18 protein-coding genes and 1 pseudogene are annotated in these 21,233 nt (G+C 40.6%); 2 read left to right on the top strand and 17 right to left on the bottom strand.

Annotated features, from left to right (window positions below):
• Positions 1-11: 11 nt before the first annotated feature.
• From NPUN_RS41725 to NPUN_RS11045, 6 genes are all read right to left on the bottom strand, one after another.
• The gene (locus NPUN_RS41725) at positions 12-293 is read right to left on the bottom strand and encodes a hypothetical protein (RefSeq protein WP_052304583.1); all 282 of its coding nucleotides are present in this window, start codon (positions 291-293) and stop codon (positions 12-14) included.
• A gap of 145 nt (positions 294-438) precedes the next feature.
• A complete protein-coding gene (locus tag NPUN_RS11065) occupies positions 439-1,194 on the bottom strand; it encodes a ZIP family metal transporter (RefSeq protein WP_012408802.1) in 756 nt (251 codons plus the stop codon).
• A gap of 41 nt (positions 1,195-1,235) precedes the next feature.
• Positions 1,236-1,592, bottom strand: coding sequence for a hypothetical protein (locus tag NPUN_RS11060; protein ID WP_012408801.1), 357 nt, complete (start codon positions 1,590-1,592; stop codon positions 1,236-1,238).
• 36 nt (positions 1,593-1,628) lie between these two features.
• A complete protein-coding gene (locus NPUN_RS11055; RefSeq protein ID WP_012408800.1) occupies positions 1,629-2,147 on the bottom strand; it encodes an HPP family protein in 519 nt (172 codons plus the stop codon).
• Positions 2,144-2,644 (bottom strand): DUF1622 domain-containing protein, encoded by a 501-nt coding sequence (locus NPUN_RS11050; protein ID WP_012408799.1) that lies wholly within the window; start codon positions 2,642-2,644, stop codon positions 2,144-2,146. Before NPUN_RS11050 ends, NPUN_RS11055 begins: the two co-directional genes overlap by 4 nt.
• 30 nt (positions 2,645-2,674) lie before the next feature.
• The gene (locus NPUN_RS11045; protein WP_012408798.1) at positions 2,675-4,246 is read right to left on the bottom strand and encodes a GMC oxidoreductase; all 1,572 of its coding nucleotides are present in this window, start codon (positions 4,244-4,246) and stop codon (positions 2,675-2,677) included.
• Positions 4,247-4,592: 346 nt separating this feature from the next.
• On the opposite strand from NPUN_RS11045, the pseudogene NPUN_RS40625 reads away from it, so the two are divergent.
• Positions 4,593-4,918: pseudogene (locus NPUN_RS40625) on the top strand (hypothetical protein); the annotation flags it as partial.
• Between the two features lie 355 nt (positions 4,919-5,273).
• On the opposite strand, the gene NPUN_RS11040 reads toward NPUN_RS40625, so the two are convergent.
• A complete protein-coding gene (locus NPUN_RS11040) occupies positions 5,274-6,845 on the bottom strand; it encodes an adenosine deaminase (RefSeq protein WP_012408797.1) in 1,572 nt (523 codons plus the stop codon).
• A 270-nt stretch (positions 6,846-7,115) separates the two neighbouring features.
• Between NPUN_RS11040 and NPUN_RS11035 the strand changes: the two genes are divergently transcribed.
• Positions 7,116-8,090, top strand: a complete 975-nt coding sequence (locus NPUN_RS11035; RefSeq protein WP_012408796.1) for an alkene reductase — start codon at positions 7,116-7,118, stop codon at positions 8,088-8,090.
• A gap of 182 nt (positions 8,091-8,272) precedes the next feature.
• Here the strand turns inward: NPUN_RS11035 and NPUN_RS11030 are convergent, their stop codons facing one another.
• From NPUN_RS11030 to NPUN_RS10990, 10 genes are all read right to left on the bottom strand, one after another.
• Positions 8,273-10,291: an ABC transporter ATP-binding protein/permease gene (locus NPUN_RS11030; protein WP_012408795.1), complete on the bottom strand. Its 2,019-nt coding sequence runs from the start codon at positions 10,289-10,291 to the stop codon at positions 8,273-8,275.
• A 311-nt stretch (positions 10,292-10,602) separates the two neighbouring features.
• Positions 10,603-11,007, bottom strand: coding sequence for a hypothetical protein (locus tag NPUN_RS11025; RefSeq protein ID WP_012408794.1), 405 nt, complete (start codon positions 11,005-11,007; stop codon positions 10,603-10,605).
• 128 nt (positions 11,008-11,135) lie between these two features.
• The gene (locus NPUN_RS11020; RefSeq protein WP_012408793.1) at positions 11,136-13,232 is read right to left on the bottom strand and encodes a patatin-like phospholipase family protein; all 2,097 of its coding nucleotides are present in this window, start codon (positions 13,230-13,232) and stop codon (positions 11,136-11,138) included.
• Positions 13,233-13,363: 131 nt separating this feature from the next.
• Positions 13,364-14,341 carry an MvdD family ATP-grasp ribosomal peptide maturase gene (locus tag NPUN_RS11015; RefSeq protein WP_041565327.1) on the bottom strand — a complete coding sequence of 326 codons (978 nt, stop codon included), beginning with the start codon at positions 14,339-14,341 and terminating at the stop codon, positions 13,364-13,366.
• Between the two features lie 74 nt (positions 14,342-14,415).
• Complete coding sequence (locus NPUN_RS11010) at positions 14,416-15,408, bottom strand: MvdC family ATP-grasp ribosomal peptide maturase (protein ID WP_012408791.1); 993 nt, start codon at positions 15,406-15,408, stop codon at positions 14,416-14,418.
• 288 nt (positions 15,409-15,696) lie between these two features.
• Entirely contained in the window at positions 15,697-15,831 is a 135-nt protein-coding gene (locus NPUN_RS38845; protein WP_083782369.1) for a microviridin/marinostatin family tricyclic proteinase inhibitor, read from the bottom strand.
• A gap of 488 nt (positions 15,832-16,319) precedes the next feature.
• Positions 16,320-18,311, bottom strand: a complete 1,992-nt coding sequence (locus NPUN_RS11005; protein ID WP_012408790.1) for an ABC transporter ATP-binding protein/permease — start codon at positions 18,309-18,311, stop codon at positions 16,320-16,322.
• 102 nt (positions 18,312-18,413) lie between these two features.
• Positions 18,414-19,235 carry a pyrroline-5-carboxylate reductase gene (gene proC, locus NPUN_RS11000; protein WP_012408789.1) on the bottom strand — a complete coding sequence of 274 codons (822 nt, stop codon included), beginning with the start codon at positions 19,233-19,235 and terminating at the stop codon, positions 18,414-18,416.
• A 39-nt stretch (positions 19,236-19,274) separates the two neighbouring features.
• Positions 19,275-20,381, bottom strand: a complete 1,107-nt coding sequence (locus NPUN_RS10995) for a zinc-binding dehydrogenase (RefSeq protein ID WP_012408788.1) — start codon at positions 20,379-20,381, stop codon at positions 19,275-19,277.
• A gap of 48 nt (positions 20,382-20,429) precedes the next feature.
• Positions 20,430-21,227: a 2OG-Fe(II)-dependent halogenase WelO5 family protein gene (locus NPUN_RS10990; RefSeq protein ID WP_012408787.1), complete on the bottom strand. Its 798-nt coding sequence runs from the start codon at positions 21,225-21,227 to the stop codon at positions 20,430-20,432.
• Between the last annotated feature and the right edge of the window lie 6 nt (positions 21,228-21,233).

Raw genomic sequence — 21,233 nt, 5'->3', positions numbered from 1 at the left:
TGTTGTATTTGTTAGTAGGAAAGATATACAGGTTGCATTGCCCTTCCTGCTAACCACCAACTAGACAAACCAACGAAAATCATCGAAATTGGTAATCCCAACACCAAAGCTAATCTTAAATAAGCCAGATGTTGGTCTAAATCAGTGATACTACGCGCCACTTGTAGATAACCCGAAACTTGTTTTTGAGTATACAAAGGCAAAATGATTTCGCGGTATCGAGCGCCAGAAGAATCTGTTAAGATTTGCCAATACTGTAATTTTGAGGTAATCGGTAAATTGTCAAATTCCATGCCTCCACTAGCAAAAAGTTTTCCTGAGCGATCCAATAAGCGTATATAGTAATTAACTGGATTCGCCGCCTCTGTGATTGATTTTTTAATAGCTTAATTGCGCGATTGTACAGACAATTTACAAGAGACGGTTGAAGTTGGAATTTCAAGCGAGTTTACTCAAGACAAAAGCAGCAAGAAATCCAAAGACGACGATTAGTCCAGCAAAATTATGGGCTTGCTCGAAAGCTTCTGGAATCATTGTGTCTGTAATCATTGCCAAAATAGCACCTGCGGCGATCGCAGTAGTGGCGGCAATGATTTCTTGTGAAAAATGACTGAACAAAGCATAGCCTAAAAGTGCTGCTATACCAGAAATGATGGCAATTCCTCCCCACACACCGAAGATGTAAGCTGTTGAACGCCCTGCTTTTTTCATCCCAGCAGCACTAGAAAGTCCTTCGGGAACGTTAGAGAGAAAAACAGCCGCTACAGTTACCCAACTAACAACTCCACCGTCAATCATGCTCACACCAATCACAATAGATTCGGGAATACCATCGAGTAATGCACCAACTGCGATCGCCATCCCACTCCCACTATTTTCCTCTTCCGATGGTTGCTGTTCACCTGAACGTTTGCGGTGCTTTGCACCTTGATAGGACAGAAACCAGTTTGCTGCTGTATATACAACTGCACCACTTACAAATCCGATCGCTGTTGAGTCAAAGCCACCACGCTTATAAGCTTCATCCATTAGTTCAAACGCTAGTGCCGAAATTAGCACACCAGCACCAAAAGCCATAATTGCAGCAATAACCCGTTGAGGAATCTTGGCGTAGTAACCTACTGCGGAACCCAGTAGCAGCGCTGAACCACCCACCAAACCCCAAAAACCTGCTTTTAACCAAAGTGGAAACATGATTAATTCGTAATTCGTAATTCGTAATTAAAATTATTGGCTTAGGTGGCTTGCATTTTTTCACCTTGGGGTTTTGATAGTGCTTGTAATTCTTCCCAAGAATAGTGAGAGGGTAGTTCAATTGGTTTGTGATCTGCTCCTAATCCTAAGCCTACTGTCGGCTGGAGTTCTTCAATGAATTGCTCGGTGTATCCTGCCAGTTCATTGGCTGCAACTCCAAGTGCGATCGCACCTGCAACACCACCAATTGCAGCACCAAACTTACCACCAATTGAGCGGCCTAGTGCGGCTCCGGCAATTCCGCCTCCGGCTGCTCCCAATCCTGTTGCAATAGGATGAGTATTTGGGGGCGTTTGATTTTCATTTTCTTGGTTAGAAGTAGAGTGTTCTTCGTTCATAATCTGTTTCTCCTTGAAATTATAATTAACATGAAACTACTTCTGGCTCAGGTGTACCAGAAACCACAGAGCAAAGCGTTCTAGTCCAACCAACAGGGCAGTGATGCCCACAGCTAGACCAAACACAACTAATTTGTTTTCATTGCCAGCTTTTAAAGCAAAGCTTAAGGATGTAGAAACGGCTGGAGGATGCATCACATCTAACAGGATCATCAGTACGATGGTGACGATCATTGCAGTTCCCCCAGATACATAACCCGAACCTAACAGCATATAAGTTATAAAACCGATTCCAGCTGCCATCATTTGGGAAATGGCTAGAGTTCGCACCGTATTTGTACCGTGCTGGGGATCGAGATAAATGAGAAAGGCACTAGAAGCTAGGGACGCAAACAATAAACGCTGGCGGGTTAGTACCTCCACTAGTGCAAACACAGACAATATAACTAATGTCGATGCAGTGGCTAATGCCAACTCACCTTTCCAATCGAGACGGCGGCGGAGCGAGCGATTTGCACCTTCTAAAGGTTTTAAGCTGGAACGATGGGATTTCATCGTATACTCCTATCGAGTTCCGGCTCCGATGAACGGCGTTGTTCTCCTTGCTGAATCTCTCGCTCTAAGAAATAATTCAGCAAGGTTCGCAGCAAAACGATCGCTCCTAAATTCAAAATATCCTGGCGGGTGGGTGCTACTGCTGTCCGCAAAATATCGCTGGCGACAGTAAATTCCAACCCCAATGCCAGCACTCGACCCAATTGTAGACGAATTGCTTCTGTGGCATCAAAATGTTGTTTGGAGCGAGAGAACAACAAGCGCAAATAAGTAGAAATACCTCGGATCACTGCTCCGCCAATCACAACTGCTGCGGCAATTTCTGTCCCTGCTGCCAAATAACCAACAATGACTTTGAGCCATGTCTCTAGAGGAGTAGTTTCCCTGCTTTGCCCTCCGGCTTCCACATTCAAACTCAAAAGCAGAACTAGCCCTAGTATGAGGGCTAGGGGCAATATTAAATTAATTAATGAATCTTGTGATGCCTCTTTTTTCATAGCTTTTTACTTCAATTATTCAGCTATGCGTTAGAGAAGCGATGCTGCAAGCAGATCGCCAACACGCAATGCATTCGCCATAATCGTGAGTGTGGGGTTAACTCCCGAATTTGACGGAAAGAAACTACTATCTACAATATAAAGATTCTCAACATCATGGGTACGGCAATTGAGATCCAGGACTGAGGTTTTGGGATCTGTGCCAAATCGACAACTACCGCATTGATGAGCAACTGCTTGTTCTGGTATATGAGTGCGGGGATAAATGCTAAATGGCAAGACGCTTTTAGCAGAGTGAGGGATTGACTTGAGTACAGATGTCCATCGGTGAATTAAGCGATCGCTTGCTTCGATATTGTTCAGTGTATAGTCAACATGAATCTTGTCGCCCACCACCCGAATCCGATTATTTGGGTCTGGTAAATCCTCTGTTTGCAACCACCAGCCCACCGATCGCTCGGCCAGCAAATGGCGCTCAAAATGAGGAATCAGCTTGATAAATGGAGCCATTAGTGGCGGCGCTTCTCCGGGAATCATATCAGCTAGGACATTACCTGTATTCTGCACCATGCCCATCGGATAAGGAAAATCCGGCTCTCCCCAGTAAAAATCGTTGACAGCGATCGTTTTTTGAAAGTTGGCGTGATTCACCTCTAGATGTATGGAAACTATGGCGGTTTCCAGTTGTTTCATGAAATTCCGCCCCACTTGATCGGAACTATTTGCTAATCCGTTGGGATGTTTGTCATTAGCAGAGCGTAACAGCAAAGCAGCTGAGTTGACAGAACCACAGGCAACAACCACAATATCGCTTGTGAACCAATGTTGCTCTCCTGCAATTTCAGTTTCTATCTTCGTCACTTCTCGTCCCGACTCACTAGTATGCAGCCGCAAGACTTTAGTATTAGTTAAAAGAGTAACATTGGCATATTTTTCACGAGCCGGACGAATAGCATTAACATCGGCATCGGCTTTTGCATGTACGAGACAGGGGTATCCGTCAAAGGTATCGCAGCGAATGCAGGGACTCTTGGTGCGATCGCTTTCATTCAGCTTTAATCCTAGTGGTAAATGAAATGGATAGTAACCCAGTTCCCGGATGTCATCAGCAAGGGACTGCATATCTGGCTCATGGCTCACTGGCGGATAAGGATATGATTCGCTGCGAGGCGGTTCGGTGGGGTCTTCTCCTTCCTGTCCATGCACGTCATATAGCTTTTCTGCTTGGGTGTAGTATGGCTCAAAGTCTTGATACTTCAAAGGCCATTCTGGAGAAATTCCTTCTTTATGAATTACTCTTTCAAAATCTCGCTCTCGGAATCTAATTAGGGCTGCACCATAGAGTTTGGTATTGCCACCAACCCAGTAACCTGTCTGAGGTTGAAAGGCTTTACCTTCCTTGTTATACCATTGCTCATCAGTATGGTAACGATGTTTTTGATAGACTTCCTCTGGATTCCAGTTAGCTTTCTCTCTCGGTAAAAAGTCGCCTCTTTCCAGTACTAGAATTTTTTTACCTGTGGGTGCAAGGCGGTGGGCTAATGTACCTCCACCGGCTCCTGTACCGATAATAATGATATCGTAATGTTCGATGCTAGTCATAATTGATAATTAGTAATTTCATATTAATTACGGTTGATTTTTTTTGATGCCACAAAGTAATTTGGCAAGATTTTAAGTTACTTTATAAGTTTTATCAAAATTTAAATAGCTCTAAAGGCAGATTCTTATGCTTAGACTAAAGCTTTAATTACAATATTGCTTCTCTCTAATGGATTAATATTTATTTCTGCCTAAAGACAGGTTGGTATTTCATTTTAATTTCATTTTTTATTTATATTATGTTAATTAGCTATGTAATCTATTTATAAAAGTAGTAAATAAATTTTGCTTGGCATTTTTGATAAAGCTATTAATTCGACCGTATTAAAAAATATTTAATTTTGAAGCTGTTGGTGTCATGGATAGAGGCTTTGCCGGATTAAAATTTATCAAAGAATTAGTACAAGAAAATATATACTTTGTCTTGCAGATTAAAAACAATTTCGTTACTAGAATTTGAGGATGCAACTGGATTAATCAAAGTTGGTGCATCTGATAATGCTCAAGCCTATAGAGTTATTAGTTTTTGCGATTTAGAAGCAAAAACTGAGTAACGCCAATGTGACTAATTTACCTGCGTCAGGAGACGCAGCAGTTAGTGATGATGAAACTAAAAATATTTATCGGTTCCGTTGGGGAATTAAATTGTTGTGGAAGTTTTTAAAGATGCACTTTTAGTTCTCTTGAGATTTTCTTTACGAATCAGCTCTAAAGCTATCTAAAAAGTATCTATTTGACAAATATACTGAAGTTACTTTTTAGCGTAGGCGTAGCCCGCCGAAGGCATCGCTCGTTTTTTATCCGACTTCAGAAAATCGCGTTGCTCCCCAGAATATGGTTGCTGGTGATGGGGTGCTGAGTAAGGAAATCTGGGAATGGAGAAAGTAGCGATCGCTACTTTCTCTTATTGCCGAAAGCCCTGCCGATGTAGGCTATTGGAGCGATGAATGATGTGTTGGTGTTGAACCTTGTGCCGAGATTTCATTGTCTAAGTAAATCGTTCCTCTACATTTTTGGTGAAAGTCAATCAAAGCAAGTTCCGCAATGACTCAAACCGAGCAAATTCTGACTCTAGCTGCCATTGAATCCGCGCGTGCTCGTTCTTGTGCAAAAAAGCACTGCACCCTTGAGAAACAGAGGTTTCACCAGGGGTATCGCTTGCACAAGTTGGAACCATTTCCTTAAACTCAGGCGACTTCCAGAGACTATTTCCCGGAGCGAAACTATATTCTAAGCTATTGCGAGCCAGTCGCTTGAGGTCTTTATATCCCAGCCCATATCTCGTTGCCGCTAACAGATACTCATGACTCAAATCAATGCGGGAAATGCCTTCATCATCGGAAGCAAGGGTCATTGGTACTCCAGCCTTCCAGTACTCCCTAAAAGGATGCTGATCTCCCTGGACATTCAAAATGACCTCATTACTGGTCAGGCAGATTTCGACCAACACGCCGAGTCGCCGCATTTGCTCCATCAACTCGAAGGGACGCTCCTCAAAAAGAATATCCACGCCATGTCCGATGCGAGATGCCTGGGCCACTTCTACAGCTTGCCGAATATGAAAACGTAAATCCTCTGTCGGAACCAACCCCAGAGTTAACTCTCCAGAATGGAGCGCGACCTTGACATTGGGAAATTGGCGTTTTAAAAATTGCAGCATTTGCATTTGCAGGGTATAGTCGCGCAGTGCAATCGGGTTATCTTCCGGGGCGACTAGATTGATGCCAACCACACGCTTTTCCGATGAAGCTAATTCAAAGGCATAAGCTAACTGAGCAAACACTTCAACGGGCGACTTTGTTCTTGTCGTTTGCTGCAAATAGCGCACCGTTACTGCACATCCGGGCTGTGCTGATAGAGTTCCGCAACCAAGTGTTTTCCAGACTTCGCGCTCCAACTGTGCTAATTGCTGGCTGCCAAGTATGACTAGCTTGGTTAATCCTCCTTTGAGCAATTGACTGTGCATCAGAGCAAAATCTTTATTCCAACCAACTTCACGCCCTAGCTGTCGAACCTCACTGCCCTGAACGGTAAGCATTAACTCTAGATAGGTAATATGCTGCGAAGCTGCCCGATTTGCTACTTCCGCGACCATATCATCCCGACGGCTCATAGAATCTGATATTGGTCCAAAACCACTAAAAGCCTCAAAAAATTGGTCGTGTCCTGATTTTCCAGCAAATTCGAGGTTACGAGTAGACCAACGATTTATTAGGGAATCATAAACAGATGTTCGGTTTAACAATTCGGAAGCTGGAAAATAGCTACTGTCCTGACCGCAAGCTTTAGGTTCAACTAAAGCCCCCACCTTTGGATTCACACAATACCCATCGGTGGCAGCCCACTCCAGATAGTGTTCTGCGTACACAGCTCCGCTTAGATGACTGTGGATATCTCCTCCCTTCGGCATTCGTTGTACAAATGCTCGTAAAGCTGCTGGCTGCGCGCGATGAGCTTCAAACCAACTAGCAGCTTGAGCTTCACTCCGAGTCGAGGACTGCTGCGAATTAGATGGGACTTGGGCTGCTACACTGAAAACAAAACAGCTAGAACTCGTTAATACTCCTAAAAACAAATATAAGTGCGCTCGTCTATGCATATAGATTTATTTTTTTGTCAAACATGACCATAATTATCTGCTTAAATTGCCGCATCATTGTAGCGTTTATCTGCGTTAATAAGCATTGAAAACAGCGATCGGATGTCTGCCATAGGCCGCAAGTAGTTTTTGAGAGGAAAATACGAATGCCAGAAAAATCAGGACTGTTCACGCCAGTTAGACTAGGTTCGCTTGACCTGACCAACCGCATCATCATGTCTCCCATGTCCCGTCTCCGAGCTACTACTGACTGTGTACCTACCTCGATAAATGGTCGAATACTACACCCAAAGAGCTTCGGCGGGACTCATTATTACCGAAGGAACGCATCCTTCTCCAATGGGGCGGGGCTATACAACCTGTCCTGGGCTGCATAACCAGGAGCAGGTTGGAGGCTGGCGAAAAGTAACAGATGCAGTTCATGCTGCTGGGGGTCGGATATTTGTGCAACTGATGCACGCTGGACGGGTGTCACACTCCTCTCTATTACCTAACCATGCCCGACCGATCGCCCCTTCGGCTGTCCCGGTGGTGTCCGAAGAAGTTCACGTTTGGGATGGCAAAGTCCCTTTCGAGATACCCCGTCCGTTAGAGTTGTCCGAAATACCCGAAATCGTAGAGGAGTTCCGCAGAGCTGCGGAACTCTCTATTGAAGCAGGTTTTGATGGTGTGGAACTTCATGCAGCAACTGGATACCTACCCAACCAGTTCCAAGTCAGTGGCTCCAACCAACGCACCGATGCCTATGGTGGCACATTGGAAAATCGAACTCGCTTTACGCTCGAAGTGGTCAATGCTCTCTGTAAGGTTCGGGGAGCAGAGCAGATTGGAGTCAAGATCGCCCCCGGCTTCACAGTCAACGATACATTCGATGACAATCCTGCTGAAACTTACACTTATGTTGCAAAAGCACTTAGTCCACTCGGTTTGGCATACTTGCACGTTGGGTATAACCAAGGTTATGCCAGAGGAACTGCACCGAACTTCAACCCTATCGATCTCCTACGTACCGTTTACCAAGGAACACTGCTGGCTGTGGGTGGTTTTGATCGACAACAGGGTGATGAAGCAATTACAAGCAGGCGGGCTGATGCCATAGTTTTCGGGCGACCATTCATCTCTAACCCTGACTTAGTCGAGCGGCTACGACTCAATGCCCCTCTGAGCAAAGGTGATATCAGGACGTTCTATGGTGGTAGTGAACATGGCTACACAGACTATCCAACTCTGCCGCAACTCCATTGAACAGTATGTCAGAATTCGTGGTCAATTCCGCCAAATAATCTGATTTAATCACTTCAAACCCATTTACAACTAATGGGAATAACGCTTTAGTAATTGTGCAAAATCATCTGTTTATTTAGCTACAAAATTAGATGCGCTTACCCTGTTGTCGATATAATTGAGATAACTTTAACCATATAGCCTTAATCTATTACCCATTTCAATACCTCCGGGTTTTTGTTATAGCGGTAGGTTACACCATCCTTAGTAGTCACAGACTTTTCTTGACTAGCCTTGGTTCTGATAGTACTAAGAGAATAGTCTGTTAATGTCTGAAGCTCTTTATGAGAAAGTCCTATAATTGTGGCGGTTGCTGCTGATTCTAGTTTTATTTTGAGTTCATTTTTCGGGTAAATATCTATCGGAATTTGCTCTTTTTGTGATGGGTTAACAGCAATTCCTTTTTGCAATTGGTAATCTTGTATAGAAACAAGTTGCCAACTAGAATCTTGTGAAAGTTCTAACACCCATTGATGATAATTAAATAAGCTTTCTCTATGTCCAACACTGATAAAAGTTGTTTTCGTTGATTGTAACTGTTGATATAAATTACCTTCGTTATTTAAGTCTAAAGCACTCGTTGCTTCATCTAAGACAGTGAAACTAGGATGTGTAATTAATAGCCGCGCAAAAGCGAGGCGTTGTTGTTCTCCTAAAGACAATATATTTTCCCAAGGAACTTCTGTATCAAAGCTGTCTACACGGGTAAGTAAGTGTTGCAGGTTAACTTGTTGCAAAATGTGTTCAAGTTCGCGATCGCTCATTTTTCTGTCTGTGTGAGGATAGAGCAATTGTTCGCGCAAAGTCCCTAAAATGATATAAGGGCGTTGCGGTAAGAATAATACTTCTTTTAGAGGAGGACGAACTAGACGGCCAGTTCCCGCATTCCACAAACCAGCGATCGCTCTCAACAAAGAACTTTTACCCCTACCACTAGGGCCAACAATCAATAAACCTTCTCCTGGATCAACAGCTAGTGACAAGTTTTCGACGATTACCTGTTCATAATTTGGCGTTTGTAAAGTGACATTCTCGAAAGCTAAACGTTCTTCTTCTATAATTTTAATAGTACTGACGTTCTCTGGTTGTTTACTAGCAGCCTGTAGCGCATCTGAAAACTCTGCTAAACGCTTTACATAGCCAGAAAATCGTCCTGAAATTCCAAACTCGGCTATTAGTTCTCCTAGAGCATTAGAAAACATAAAGCAAGCAAAACTAGCTTGGTTTATTTGTCCATAATCAATTTGATCTTGAAGAAATAAAGGTGTAAGAATAAACATCGAGAATACGCTAATGGCAGACTGATATGCTCTGCCAAAAGCGTCTTGTCCCCTCTCCAAATTCAGCCTGCGTTCAGCAGTTTTTAAAACATTATTAAATCGGCGCTTAATTATATTTAATTCTTCATCTTCCCCCTGAAAAAAAGCGATTGATTCAGCGTGATTACGAACATGAGTTAAGCAATAGGCAAAATCTGCTTTAAATGCAAGTTCTTCTTGGTTAACTTTATTTATTGCTTGATTAAAGTAAACAGCTATTAAATTACCTATAATTGTATAAATAATTAAATATATTGCAATTTGTGAAGAAACTATCCAGAGGATTATCAAAGCACTGACCATTTCTAAAGATTTTTCTAGTAAAGAAGATGAAAATCTCAAGCCAATACTAGTAATGGGTTCTATTTCTTGGGATAAGCGTTGATCTGGATTATCTATATCAGATTTAAAATTGATTTTATAATAAGCTTGATTGCTTAAATATTTTTCTAAAACATGAATATTTAGCCATTTGTACCAGTCAAGAATTATTTTTTTTCTGACATATCTCAAAAGAGTTACTAACAAGACCATCCCGACAATAATGAGACTAGACAGCCATAAAGTACTATTATATTTATCAAGGTCTCTCTGTTCAATAACGATATCAATTACATAGCGATTCCAGTAACTATTTGCAGCATTGGCACCGACAATTACAACTATTAATAATACTAAGACAATGAGCATTCCCCATGAGCGAATTACATCTGAAAAGGCTCTTCCTTCTGCTTTTGTTGGATACCAATAAGGTTGAGCAACTACTTTCACATCCTGCCAAAATTGAATCAAGGCTGAAAAAGGATTTGTTGTGTTTTGCTCACGCACAGATGGAGTTTGCATATTCTAAAAATGTAGCCGTTACTAATTACACTAGGAATTTTCAAATGGCCTTTGAGAATCAAGTTAGACTCAAAGGCCATTTTTCCTTTTAGAGAATGTCTGAAAACTTTTATAGTGTTGTATTCGAGATTTGTAGATCCCCATAAATTCCCCTTTTTAAGGAGGAATTTAATTAAATTTTCCCCCTTTTAAGGGGAGCCAGCGCTGTGAGTAGGTTTCCCGACTTGTACCCTACGGGGAACCAAGCTACGCTGTCAGCATTAAAGCAGGGTAGCAACTGGCGTGGGGCTAGAGGGATCAAATCGAATGCACTAGGTCAATGGTTCCTCATCAACAATTTCGACTGTTCTCGGAAAAGGGCCTTCGTCAGGCTCAGTAACGACTACTGGGCTAATATGATGTTTCAGTTTGAGTTTTAACTCATCTGAAATGGGCAATTCTTGAATTTCTTTGAGAAGAAATCTGACAGATTCAGTTTTGCTACGTTCTGTATAGATGAGCTTGAGAATGTTTTCAATTCCAAATCCCGCTATATATTCCCCTAGAATAGCTACCAGCCCAAGCAAGCCCAAACCTCCTAAGAGGCCTAAAGGCCCGCCCAGCGATGAAAGCATAGCGACAACGGCGGCGACATTACCCCCTGATGCACCCGTTGCGATCACGAAAAGTATGCCAGGAAGGCCTAAACCGGAAATTTTTTTGACGAGTTCATCCATTGTACTTACCTACAATCCTTATAAAGTGAAAACGTGACTAAGAGAGTCGTTACTAATTTCTTTTGTGAAGAAATTAAAATTCTTACATCTTGCACCAACTAACTGGTGCAAGATGTAAGAAATGTGAGTTAGCCCAACAAAAGACTACACATTTCATCGATTTGTTGACTTTTGTTAGATATTAGTCGATGGGCTATAGCTTGTAACTGACGAGTATTTTGGAGTTTGGTATTATCTATTTCTTCTAATTCACTATCTAACAAGGTTTGAAAGCGATAATAAAAACTTTTAGCCTCTTGATCGCTAGGTTCAAACAACTGTTCTAATTCTCCAGCTACCACTTCACTACCACCATCAAACATAATATTTAAAAGCGGTCTTCCCCATTGCAAAAGTCCCCAATTTTTGACTTCTTTATAAGGGTAGACACTCGTCAGTGAACCTGTACCTAAAGAAACTACTAAAATATCTTCTGTATTGAGGACTTTTTGGGCTTTTCGTTTACTACTAATTTGTGCTTCTAAAATAGCTAAATGGGCTGGATTATTAGCAAATACTCCACCATCGATTAAAGTATAGGCAATACCGCTATTATGGGGGTTTACAAGCCGATGAGGAGCAAAATAAGTCGGAGTGGCACTAGTTGCCAATGCTGCATCTAGGAGCGAAAAACCGCCACATAACTTCTGAAAATTCTTAGATTCTATTTGCTGTTTTTCTGGTTGGTTTGTAAAAAATATCGGAATTCGCTGCTCAAGATCGTAACTCGTTACAAAAACTTCTTTGAGATTATTTTCTAGAGGTGCATTACCAAAATATTGCCTAAAAATTTCTTCTTTGCCTTCAGAAGGGTATTTTGGCTGGAGAAATATATCCTCTAATGGGCCAAGTAGTCTTTCAAACAACGGCTCATAAAATATTTCTACCCCATACTCAAGAAATAGCTGTAAAAGATCCTCAGCAGTGTATTCAGCTACTGGCAAGTTATCAGATACATCGGAACTTAATCGTGGTTTAGTTAGTCCAAGTGCTAAAATTCCGCCACTGGAAGTGCCAGTAATTAAATCAAACAAACTAAATATGGGCTTTTGTGTCCGCCTTTCAATTTCTGCTAGGAGTAATGCAGGAATAATGCCTCGAATACCGCCTCCATCAATGGAAAGTATTTTATATTTGGGATGGGCTTTTGTATTCATAGCTTCTACCGATTCCTCCTGAGTTAGTATTTGTGCTTGTTGGATATTTACGGGATCTTCAGCTTGGTGTGTTTTGGTTTCTTCGTCATGTGGACTGAGAGCGATCGCAGTTGGAATAATCTCGGATTCTTCGCTGTTTATTCCTGTTTGTTGAATTTTCTTTGGTTGGTTTTCGTCGTCGCTTACTAACGATACCGTTGCTGCTAATAAATTTGTGGTTAGTGGTGAAATATTTTCTTCAGGAATAACTGCTGTCTCAGTTTGGATCTCTTCTTTTATATCTTCTTGATTGGATAATTCTCCTACAAATGGAACTGGATTTGATGATTGTGTTGCGAATGGAATTTCTGCTAAAGTCCAAATAGGATTACCACGAAAATTTCCTTGATAGGACTTTCCAGTTTGGTTTTTGACAGTTGTGCCTTGTCCTTCGTCCAATTTCCAGTAAGCCACTAATCCTTCTTCATCACCGGCTATTAGCCCACAACGATGAGTCTGAATTTGTGCTTGAGTACAGGGATAATTCCAAACGCTAATATTTGCTAATTGTCCTTTGAAATAGACCTGTTTGTGTAACGTTGCTCCCAGAGTTATAGAACTTGTGGCTTTGTTTAAAGATAAACCTCTAAGAGAATCGCTATATTCACGATCGTCAAGATATACGGTTAGCTGACTACTATTAAAAACAATAGCAAAGAAGTGCCATTGCCCTATAGTTAGTTCTCCTTGTCCAAAGGTTTTGATACCCTTGCTAACACTTTCATCAATGTAGACATCTAGGCTTCCTGTTTCACTGATGCCGAATTCAAAGTTATCGCTGTATCTCTCTGAAGAACGGGCAAAAAATACATTGCGCGTCCCGTAGCTAGTAGCTTTATTTGTTAGTTCATGTGGATTTACCCATCCTGAAACCGTAAAAGCTGAACTCCCTTGAGCGAAAACGCCGCCAATATCGTTTCTGCCAAAATCTATATAATCTTTTTCCCCATCAAATGTCAAAACTGTTTGTGTATTTACTAGGTTTATCACAAGGATTTAATCTCCAAATATCAATAATTTCGTAATTTTAAATAAGGAATTTAATATTAATAAACTTAATAGTGAAATCTCACTAACACTTTTCGAAATATAAGACGATAAAAATATACAAGGCTCATCACCTAATTTTTATTAGTCAGTAATACTTCTGCGATCGCTTGCGAAATAGGGTAGTGTGGTGAATAGATCTCCATCCAAAAAAATTCCCCGACTGGGTTAACTTCGAGGAATACATGGCGACCATCGGGCGTGACAATAATATCAATTGCTCCATAGTTTAAGCCAAAATAAGCCATCAGTTTGAGCAGTTTTTTCTCAATATCTTCTGGCAAGTCGTAGAGTTGCCAATTTTTAACTAAGGCTCTCCCCTCTTTGCGCCAGTCGTAAGTAGATCCTGACAAGCTTTGGGAATCTACTGCGGCAGTAAATACGCGGTGTCCAACAATAGTTGTCCGCAACTCCAGCGCCTTGGGCACATTTTCTTGAAAGGTCATCGGACAAAAATGTAGCCCTTCCATATTCTCCAGATCGTCATTTGTAACTGGGGTGGTAAACACAACGTTTTCTCGCCCCCGATCGTCATAAATAGCAAAGGAAGAAAGCATCTTGGTAACTATACCTTGATTACACTCTTGAGCAAATTGCTTGACTGCTTCTGGATTGTTTGAAGTCAGGGTACGTGGAGTTAGAAGACCGACTTCTCGTGCAACTTGCAATTGTAGTTGCTTATTATTAGCCCGATCCACATTGGACATTCGATCGAAGTGGAATCCCTGAAGGCTGGCAATCATACCCCTGACTGTGGCGCGACATTCATTAATCGACGCATCTCTGTATTGCTTGTCCATTGAGTCGGGGATTTTTTGTCCGTAGCGCATCCGCCGATACCAAACTGAGGAGACTTCACTCAAATTTAGCTTTTGTTCGCCATCAGTAATAATTACCCGTTCAGTATCCCCGGAGTAAATATCTAGCTTGACTTCGGTGGGATATCTGTCTGTGTCAAACCGAAATGCTTTTTCTCCTCTAGCCTCAATTTCTTTGATGACCAGAGGAATGCTTTCGTTATCTTTACTAAACGTGACTATTAATACGGTCATAAAAAGCATGAAGTGTGAAGTATGTAGACACCTTTTGGGTGGCTTGCCGCAGGCTAATATCAAATATTAAATTTTTAATTATTCATTCTTTGAAGTAGGGCTTCTGCGATCGCACTTGCAATGGGTAAGTCCAAATCCTTTTCCAGCATTCCCCACTCCCCTACAGGGTTGATTTCCAAAAAGACGTATTCGCCTGATGGTGTAACGATGAAATCTAACGCTCCAAACAACAGCCCAAATTTCCCCATAAAGGCTTTGAGACGGCGAACTACTTGATCGGGAAGCTGATGATGTTGCCATGCGCCAATCTCAACACCAGGTTTACGCCAATCAACTTTGGCTGCTGCATACATATCTGCATTTAGCGCCCCCACAAATACATTACCATTCACATACACCACCCGTAATTCCTGTTGCTTTGGAATTTGCTCTTGAAAAACCATTGGGCAATAGCGTAGTGACTCTGCATCTTGTAAGTCTTCTTCCTTAACAATGCTGGTGTACAGAAAAAACGAAGAGTTCGCTTCCATACTACGGGAAAGAGCAGTTAAGAGCTTGCTCACCATTTTGCCGTTAACTTGCTGAAAAAACTCTCGTGCTGCTTGGGCTTTGTTGGTAATAAGAGTCTGGGGAATAACAAAACCTACTTCAGACGCAATCCGCAGTTGACGCAGCTTGTTACTTGCATAATCTATCCGCTCTAAATTATCTACCCACGTAGTTTCCTTCAGGCTGTCCCAAAAACCATCTAAAGTTGCTTGTGATTCTTTAATGCAGGCTTCTCGGAACTTTGGCGCTAATTCTTGACTCAGTTGTGGTTCCCAAATACGACGCATCCATACAGCTTGCACCTGCTCTGTGCTGATAGAGCGGTTGTTACATTCTATAGTGTGGTAGCTTTTAGACTTATCAAAATGTGCTGTTAATTGCACTTCTAGAGGAAACTTATCAGTATCTAGACGAAATGGTTGCACCCCTTTTTTTGATAAGGCTTCTGCCACTCTATCTATTGTGAAGAAATCACCACTGTAAGTGATTAATAAAACAACATCACGAGACAGGTGCATATATTTTTTTGATAATTTTAGGAGGTAGCTATTAAGAAATAGCAAATAAGTTGCTTTCAATACCCAAAAATCTTTGAAGCATTTAGGGAACTAGAAAAAGCAATCACCTCCATGTTTGGAAAAGGTAATATAAAAGCGATCGCCTACGACGGGCGCTCTGCGCTATCGCATTTCTATGAGTAGTCTTTACTTATTTGATAACTGCTACTCTATGAAATTATGATTCAGCCAATTACAAGGTATCTTACCGATCGGGAAGGTACTTTCAAATGTAGAAGAGTAAAGAAATTATCTATCTTCCAAATCTGAAGGAAACTTGTAAGTCCAAGGAACCTCTGTTCCTTCAGTAGCTTGCTCTTCCAAGAAACGCGCAAAGAATGGTACTGCTACAACATCCACTGTTTTGACTGTGTTTGTAGGCATAGATTTTTCCTGAAATTAAATTGATTTTTCAACTAAAAATATATCATTAATTAAATATATTTTCAAGGTCAGTTAAGACAGTTAAGAAGTAATTTTTATAAGGTAGTTAGGAAAGTTAAGAAAGTTAAGAAAGTTAAGAAAAAATTATTTAATAATTATAAGTTAAGTAATCAAGAGCATAGTAATTTTATTTGATTATTGAACAAGTAAGGGCGAATTCGCCGAGATCATCATTAGTAATTGATAACATTTTTAAACCCACCCCTACTCTTGCCTATTTTATTTGCTGTTAACTTCTTTCATACATAATTATGTTTAATAATAAACCAGATTTCTATACACACCAGTCATAAGTCATTAGTGAACAACAAAAACCCCAATTTTTTAAAAAACTCGGGGTTCTGAGCAAGGACGATTTTTACAAATCAAAATAGAAAACTATTCTTTCACAAATGATAATTCAACAGACTGAACAGATTGTCTAACTGCTAAACTCTTAGCCATTTCAACACACTTGAGTTCTTGTCATAGCGGTACGTCAAGCCATCCCTAGTAGTAATAGAATCTCCTTTGCTTGCCTTACTTCTAATAGTGCTAATGGAATAGTTAGTTAATTCACTTATTTCCTTATGAGTGAGCTTTTCACTTGTGATTGTTTCCGTCAATATTTGTGATTGACTTCGCGGCTCATTATTAGACGTGCTTTGAATATTTATTGCTTTTTGATTTCGATAATCCTGCACAGTCACAAGTTGCCAGCTGGAATCTTGTGAAAGTTCCAAAACCCATTGATGATAATCAAAAAGACTTTCCCGATGCCCAACACTGATAAATGTTGTTTTCGTTGATTGTAACTTTTGATATAAACTACCTTCATTTTGCAAATCTAAAGCACTCGTTGCTTCATCCAATATAGTAAAGCTAGGATGAGTAACTAACAGTCGTGCAAAAGCCAAACGTTGTTGTTCTCCTATCGATAATATATTCTCCCAAGGAACTTCTGTATCAAAGCCATCGACTCGACTCAGTAAGTTTTGTAGGTTGACCTGTTGCAAAACTTCTTTGAGTTCTGCATCAGTCATTTGACGACTGGTATTAGGATAGAGCAATTGTTCGCGCAAAGTTCCCAAAATTATGTAAGGACGTTGGGGTAAAAATAAAACTTCTTCTAATGGAGGTCGCACTAAACGGCCAGTTCCTGCATTCCACAAACCAGCGATCGCTCGCAATAAAGAACTTTTACCTCGACCACTTGGCCCAACAATCAATAAACCTTCTCCCGGTTGAACAGACAAGGACAAGTCTTCGATGATTACCTGTTCATAGTTAGGCGTTTGTAAGGTAACATTCTCAAAAGCAAGATGGTTTTCTTCTATTATTTTAATAGTGCTTACATTCTCCGGTTGTTTAGTCACTTCTTCTAACGCACTCGAAAACTCAGCTAAACGCTCAACGTAACTCGAAAAATTTCCAGAACTGCCAAAAGCAGTTATTAGTTCTCCCAAAGCAGTAGCAAACATAAAGCTAGCTACACTAGCTTGTCCAACTTGTCCGAAATCAATTTCACCTTTAATATACAAAGGCGCAAGTATGAATAACATAAAAAGTTCTATGGCAACCTGATATGCTCTGTTAAAAATGTCTCTATTTCTCTCCCAATCAATCTTGCGTTTAATATTTGTTATCAACTTAGTAAATCGGCGTTCAATTATATTTAATTCTTGTTTTTCTCCCCTAAAAAAAGCTATTGATTCAGCGTGAGTGCGAACATGAGTTAGGCAGTAATTATAGTCAGCTTTAGATTCAATTTCTGCTTGATTAATACTATTTAATTCTTGATTTAAGTAGACAGCAATCAAATTGCCCATAATTGTGTAAATAACCAGAGCAACAGCAATCTGTTGGGAAATTGACCAGATAATTGCTGTAAAAGTTATCATTTCCAGTACTTTTTCTAGAAAAGTAGCTGAAAAATAGAGGACATTACTGGTAATTGGTTCAATCTCTTGGGATAAACGTTGATCTGGGTTATCAATATCAGCTTTAAAATTAATTTTATAATAAGCACGATTGCTTAAATATTTATCTAAAATCTGATTATTAAGCCATTTGTACCAATCAAGAGCAATTTGTTTCCTAACAAATTTAGAAAATCCTAATAAAAGCGTTACCAAGACAAGACCAGCAGCATAAAAAGATATAATATTAATAAATTTAGAATAATCTTTTTCTTGAAGTATGATATCAACTATGTAGCGATTAATAAAACTATTAAAAGCAGTTACACCTACAAATGCAATTATTAGTAATATTAGGAGAATAAGCATTCCCCATGCACGAATTACGTCTGAGAATGCTCTTTGTCCTGGCTTTGTTGGATACCAGTAAGGCCCAGCGATCGCTTTGGCATTTTCCCAGAATTGGATAAAATCTGAAAAAACATTCTTTGAGGGTTGAGCTTGAACAACTTGGGTTGGCATATTTGAGAAATAAATTAAAATCTTTTATCAGCTTTAATACTTTTTAGTGTTGAATAATCAGTAATAAGTACCAAATGAGTAACCCCAATCAGCGCTAATTTTTTAACTGATATTACCTAATTGTTGATTGCGGCTCAAAGCGGCAAGTACTGCATTAGAAATAACAGTTCTCATACCACCTTTTTCTAACTCGTAAAGACCAGCAGCAGTGACTCCCCCTGGGCTTGTTACCTTGTTTCGTAAAACTGCTGGATGTTCATGAGTCTGAAACATCAGTTCTACACTACCAGCAATCGTATGCAATGTTAGTTCTTGGGCTTGTGTCCGAGTTAAACCCATCTGAACGCCAGCATCAATCATCGCTTCGATGTAGAGAAACACAAATCCAGTCCCCGCGCTACTCAACGCCGTTGCCATATCAAGGTAATGTTCATTTTGGGTAGTAAATTCCTTACCTAATGCTTGTAAAATGACTTGGGTATGCGATCGCTGTATCTCTGTCACACTTGATGATGCACTCCACACTGTAGTCCCATGACCAACTTGTACTGCAATATTGGGCATTGTACGGACAACAGCAGGATGATTCAACCCTTGGCACAGAGATGAAATATTCGCTCCACTCACAATACTAATTACTAAAGCATTAGGTGGAATTTTATCCTTAAGCATACCTAGAACCTCTGCTAAAACCTGCGGCTTCACCGCTAATATCACAATAGATGCGCCAAGAACCGCTTCTATATTGGAGGTTGTAGTACGTACTCCATATTCCCTTTCTAAATGAAGGCATCGCGCAGAAACTGGATCGCTGACTATAATTAGATCGGCTTTTGGAACAATTTTCGTTAATAACAATCTACTAATTATCATTTCGCCCATCGTGCCACCGCCGATAAAGGCAATTTGTAAATCTTCGAGCATATCTTCTCCCTATTATCTAAGTCATTTGATATCTTGGCATCAAGACAGATTAGGTTGAATCACAGCTTTTAATACAGAGCCTTGCTCTACATCTACGAGTGCTTGATTAATTTCTTTTAGTGTATATGAACGACTAATTATGCTTGACCAAGCAATATTTTTACTGGAATCGCTATGACGTTTTAGTAATTCAATCATTCTATAAAAATGGCTGAAATCAATTCCCCAAGTTCCGCGAATATCAATATGCTTTAGATTAATCTCTAAGTGTGGATTGATGAGAATCTCACCCGTGTTTGTGTAATGCCCGACAATAACATAGCGACCTCCATTTCTGGTCATATTTAAGCCCTCTTTGACAGCAATAGGAATGCCTGTAGCTTCAATAGTGACATCAGCGCCGTGTCCGTTGGTTAATTCCAAAACTCGCTCAATATGTTGTCGTGGATCATCAGCCCTAATTGCAAGGGTTTCATCTACACCGAAAGATTTTGCAACTACTAATCGGCTCTCAAATTTATCAATTACAATTACTTTGCCCGCACCTGAGAGCAAAGCTAGAATTGCCGCACTCAAACCCACAGGTCCGCAACCCTGCACCACGACGACATCACCAATTTGAATCTGCGCTCGATCAATAGCGTGTAGTGCAGTTGGTAAAGCACATCCTCCAGCAATGAATTGCTTTGGTGAGACTTCTTCGGGTAAAGTGAGAACTTTAACCCCTGGTTTGAGGTAAATTAATTCAGACCACCCACCCAGCAACCCATCTTTGGCTGAGTAGGTGACACCATAAACTTTACGTTTTGGACAGCGAGTGGATGCTTTGGCTACTAGACAATACCAGCAGTTGTAACAGGTTTCGTGGACATCTAAAAAAGTAGCGATCGCTCCAGGCTGAATTAATTTACCATTGACATCACTAACTGCTCCACCTGTTTCCACCACACGACCAACTGAGAAGTGTCCAGGGATGATAGGATATGGTACTCCCTCTAAACGCCCATGTAATAAATGTACATCAGTTCCACAAACCTCAGAATATAAGGTTTCAATAATGATTCCACCCTTTTCCAGAATCGGCTCTGGTAATTGTTGCACTTCAACTGGTTGATTAGGTGCAGTCATCACAGCGGCTAAGGGCATGAATCACTTCCTCACTATATTTACCAAATTGCTTCCTGCTGCTCACTTTCAAGACCACAAAATAATTTCACCGTTAGGTAGTAATCCGATCGCAGAGGTGAAAGTCACACGTTGTCCATCCATCGGCTCAACAGTGTGATAGTTGCGTGTATTGAAAATGAACACATCTCCTACATAAGGTTGGAAGGCGATCGTGTCTGCATCTGCAATTACTGTATCACCATAGCCGTAGGAATCGAGTTTATATTGCTCATCTCCTGGTTGCCACTGGCGATCGTAAATGCGTGTTTGACCATGATTGTTTGGAGAAAATTTCAAGTACAAATTCCAAGAAAGTTGATAAATAACTGTACCAATTTCCCATTTTGATTGTTCTAACGGAGCATAATCAATATGAAGTTGAGTACCCTGCTCTATTTTTCTGATCAGTCCTGCATAATAACTACCATAGAGTGGTTCCGAAGCAATTCGTACAGTCGCGCCTGTACACTCTTGAATTTTCACCATTAAGCGTTCTAATGGATTAAAAGAGGCTGCCATAATGCAGTCTCTTAATTTAGTTGTGCGTTCTACTGCTTGAAAATAAGCTGCTTTACTAATGCGATTATATTCAAACACTGTGATACCAATTCGCTCAATCTTGGGATTCACATTTTGATAGCAGTCGAAGTTGAATAATTCAGCTTGAGCAACTAATATTTCACACTCTTGGGGTGTAGCAAATTCTTTTAGCCGAATTAAAGGAATTCGGTTTTCCAACAGCATTCTTAAAGACTCTATAGTTAAGTGATACTCTTGCTTGTTGTCCCAAACCTTGGATTTAATCTGGTTAGAAGTAGCAGCCATAATACA

The organism is Nostoc punctiforme PCC 73102 (assembly GCF_000020025.1).
GTDB classification, from domain to species: Bacteria; Cyanobacteriota; Cyanobacteriia; order Cyanobacteriales; family Nostocaceae; genus Nostoc; species Nostoc punctiforme.
This window is presented reverse-complemented; position numbering and strand designations above follow the sequence as displayed.

Bases quoted from the DNA above. Each gene is read 5' to 3' on its own strand.
- NPUN_RS11010 (WP_012408791.1), bottom strand. From the start codon at position 15,408: ATGCACCTGTCTCGTGATGTTGTTTTATTAATCACTTACAGTGGTGAT.
- NPUN_RS11050 (WP_012408799.1), bottom strand. From the start codon at position 2,644: ATGAAAAAAGAGGCATCACAAGATTCATTAATTAATTTAATATTGCCC.
- proC (WP_012408789.1), bottom strand. From the start codon at position 19,235: ATGCTCGAAGATTTACAAATTGCCTTTATCGGCGGTGGCACGATGGGC.
- NPUN_RS11040 (WP_012408797.1), bottom strand. From the start codon at position 6,845: ATGCATAGACGAGCGCACTTATATTTGTTTTTAGGAGTATTAACGAGT.
- NPUN_RS10990 (WP_012408787.1), bottom strand. From the start codon at position 21,227: ATGGCTGCTACTTCTAACCAGATTAAATCCAAGGTTTGGGACAACAAG.
- NPUN_RS11045 (WP_012408798.1), bottom strand. From the start codon at position 4,246: ATGACTAGCATCGAACATTACGATATCATTATTATCGGTACAGGAGCC.
- NPUN_RS11005 (WP_012408790.1), bottom strand. From the start codon at position 18,311: ATGCCAACCCAAGTTGTTCAAGCTCAACCCTCAAAGAATGTTTTTTCA.
- NPUN_RS10995 (WP_012408788.1), bottom strand. From the start codon at position 20,381: ATGCCCTTAGCCGCTGTGATGACTGCACCTAATCAACCAGTTGAAGTG.
- NPUN_RS11015 (WP_041565327.1), bottom strand. From the start codon at position 14,341: ATGACCGTATTAATAGTCACGTTTAGTAAAGATAACGAAAGCATTCCT.
- NPUN_RS11030 (WP_012408795.1), bottom strand. From the start codon at position 10,291: ATGCAAACTCCATCTGTGCGTGAGCAAAACACAACAAATCCTTTTTCA.
- NPUN_RS11055 (WP_012408800.1), bottom strand. From the start codon at position 2,147: ATGAAATCCCATCGTTCCAGCTTAAAACCTTTAGAAGGTGCAAATCGC.
- NPUN_RS11065 (WP_012408802.1), bottom strand. From the start codon at position 1,194: ATGTTTCCACTTTGGTTAAAAGCAGGTTTTTGGGGTTTGGTGGGTGGT.
- NPUN_RS41725 (WP_052304583.1), bottom strand. From the start codon at position 293: ATGGAATTTGACAATTTACCGATTACCTCAAAATTACAGTATTGGCAA.
- NPUN_RS11035 (WP_012408796.1), top strand. From the start codon at position 7,116: ATGGTCGAATACTACACCCAAAGAGCTTCGGCGGGACTCATTATTACC.
- NPUN_RS11025 (WP_012408794.1), bottom strand. From the start codon at position 11,007: ATGGATGAACTCGTCAAAAAAATTTCCGGTTTAGGCCTTCCTGGCATA.
- NPUN_RS38845 (WP_083782369.1), bottom strand. From the start codon at position 15,831: ATGCCTACAAACACAGTCAAAACAGTGGATGTTGTAGCAGTACCATTC.
- NPUN_RS11060 (WP_012408801.1), bottom strand. From the start codon at position 1,592: ATGAACGAAGAACACTCTACTTCTAACCAAGAAAATGAAAATCAAACG.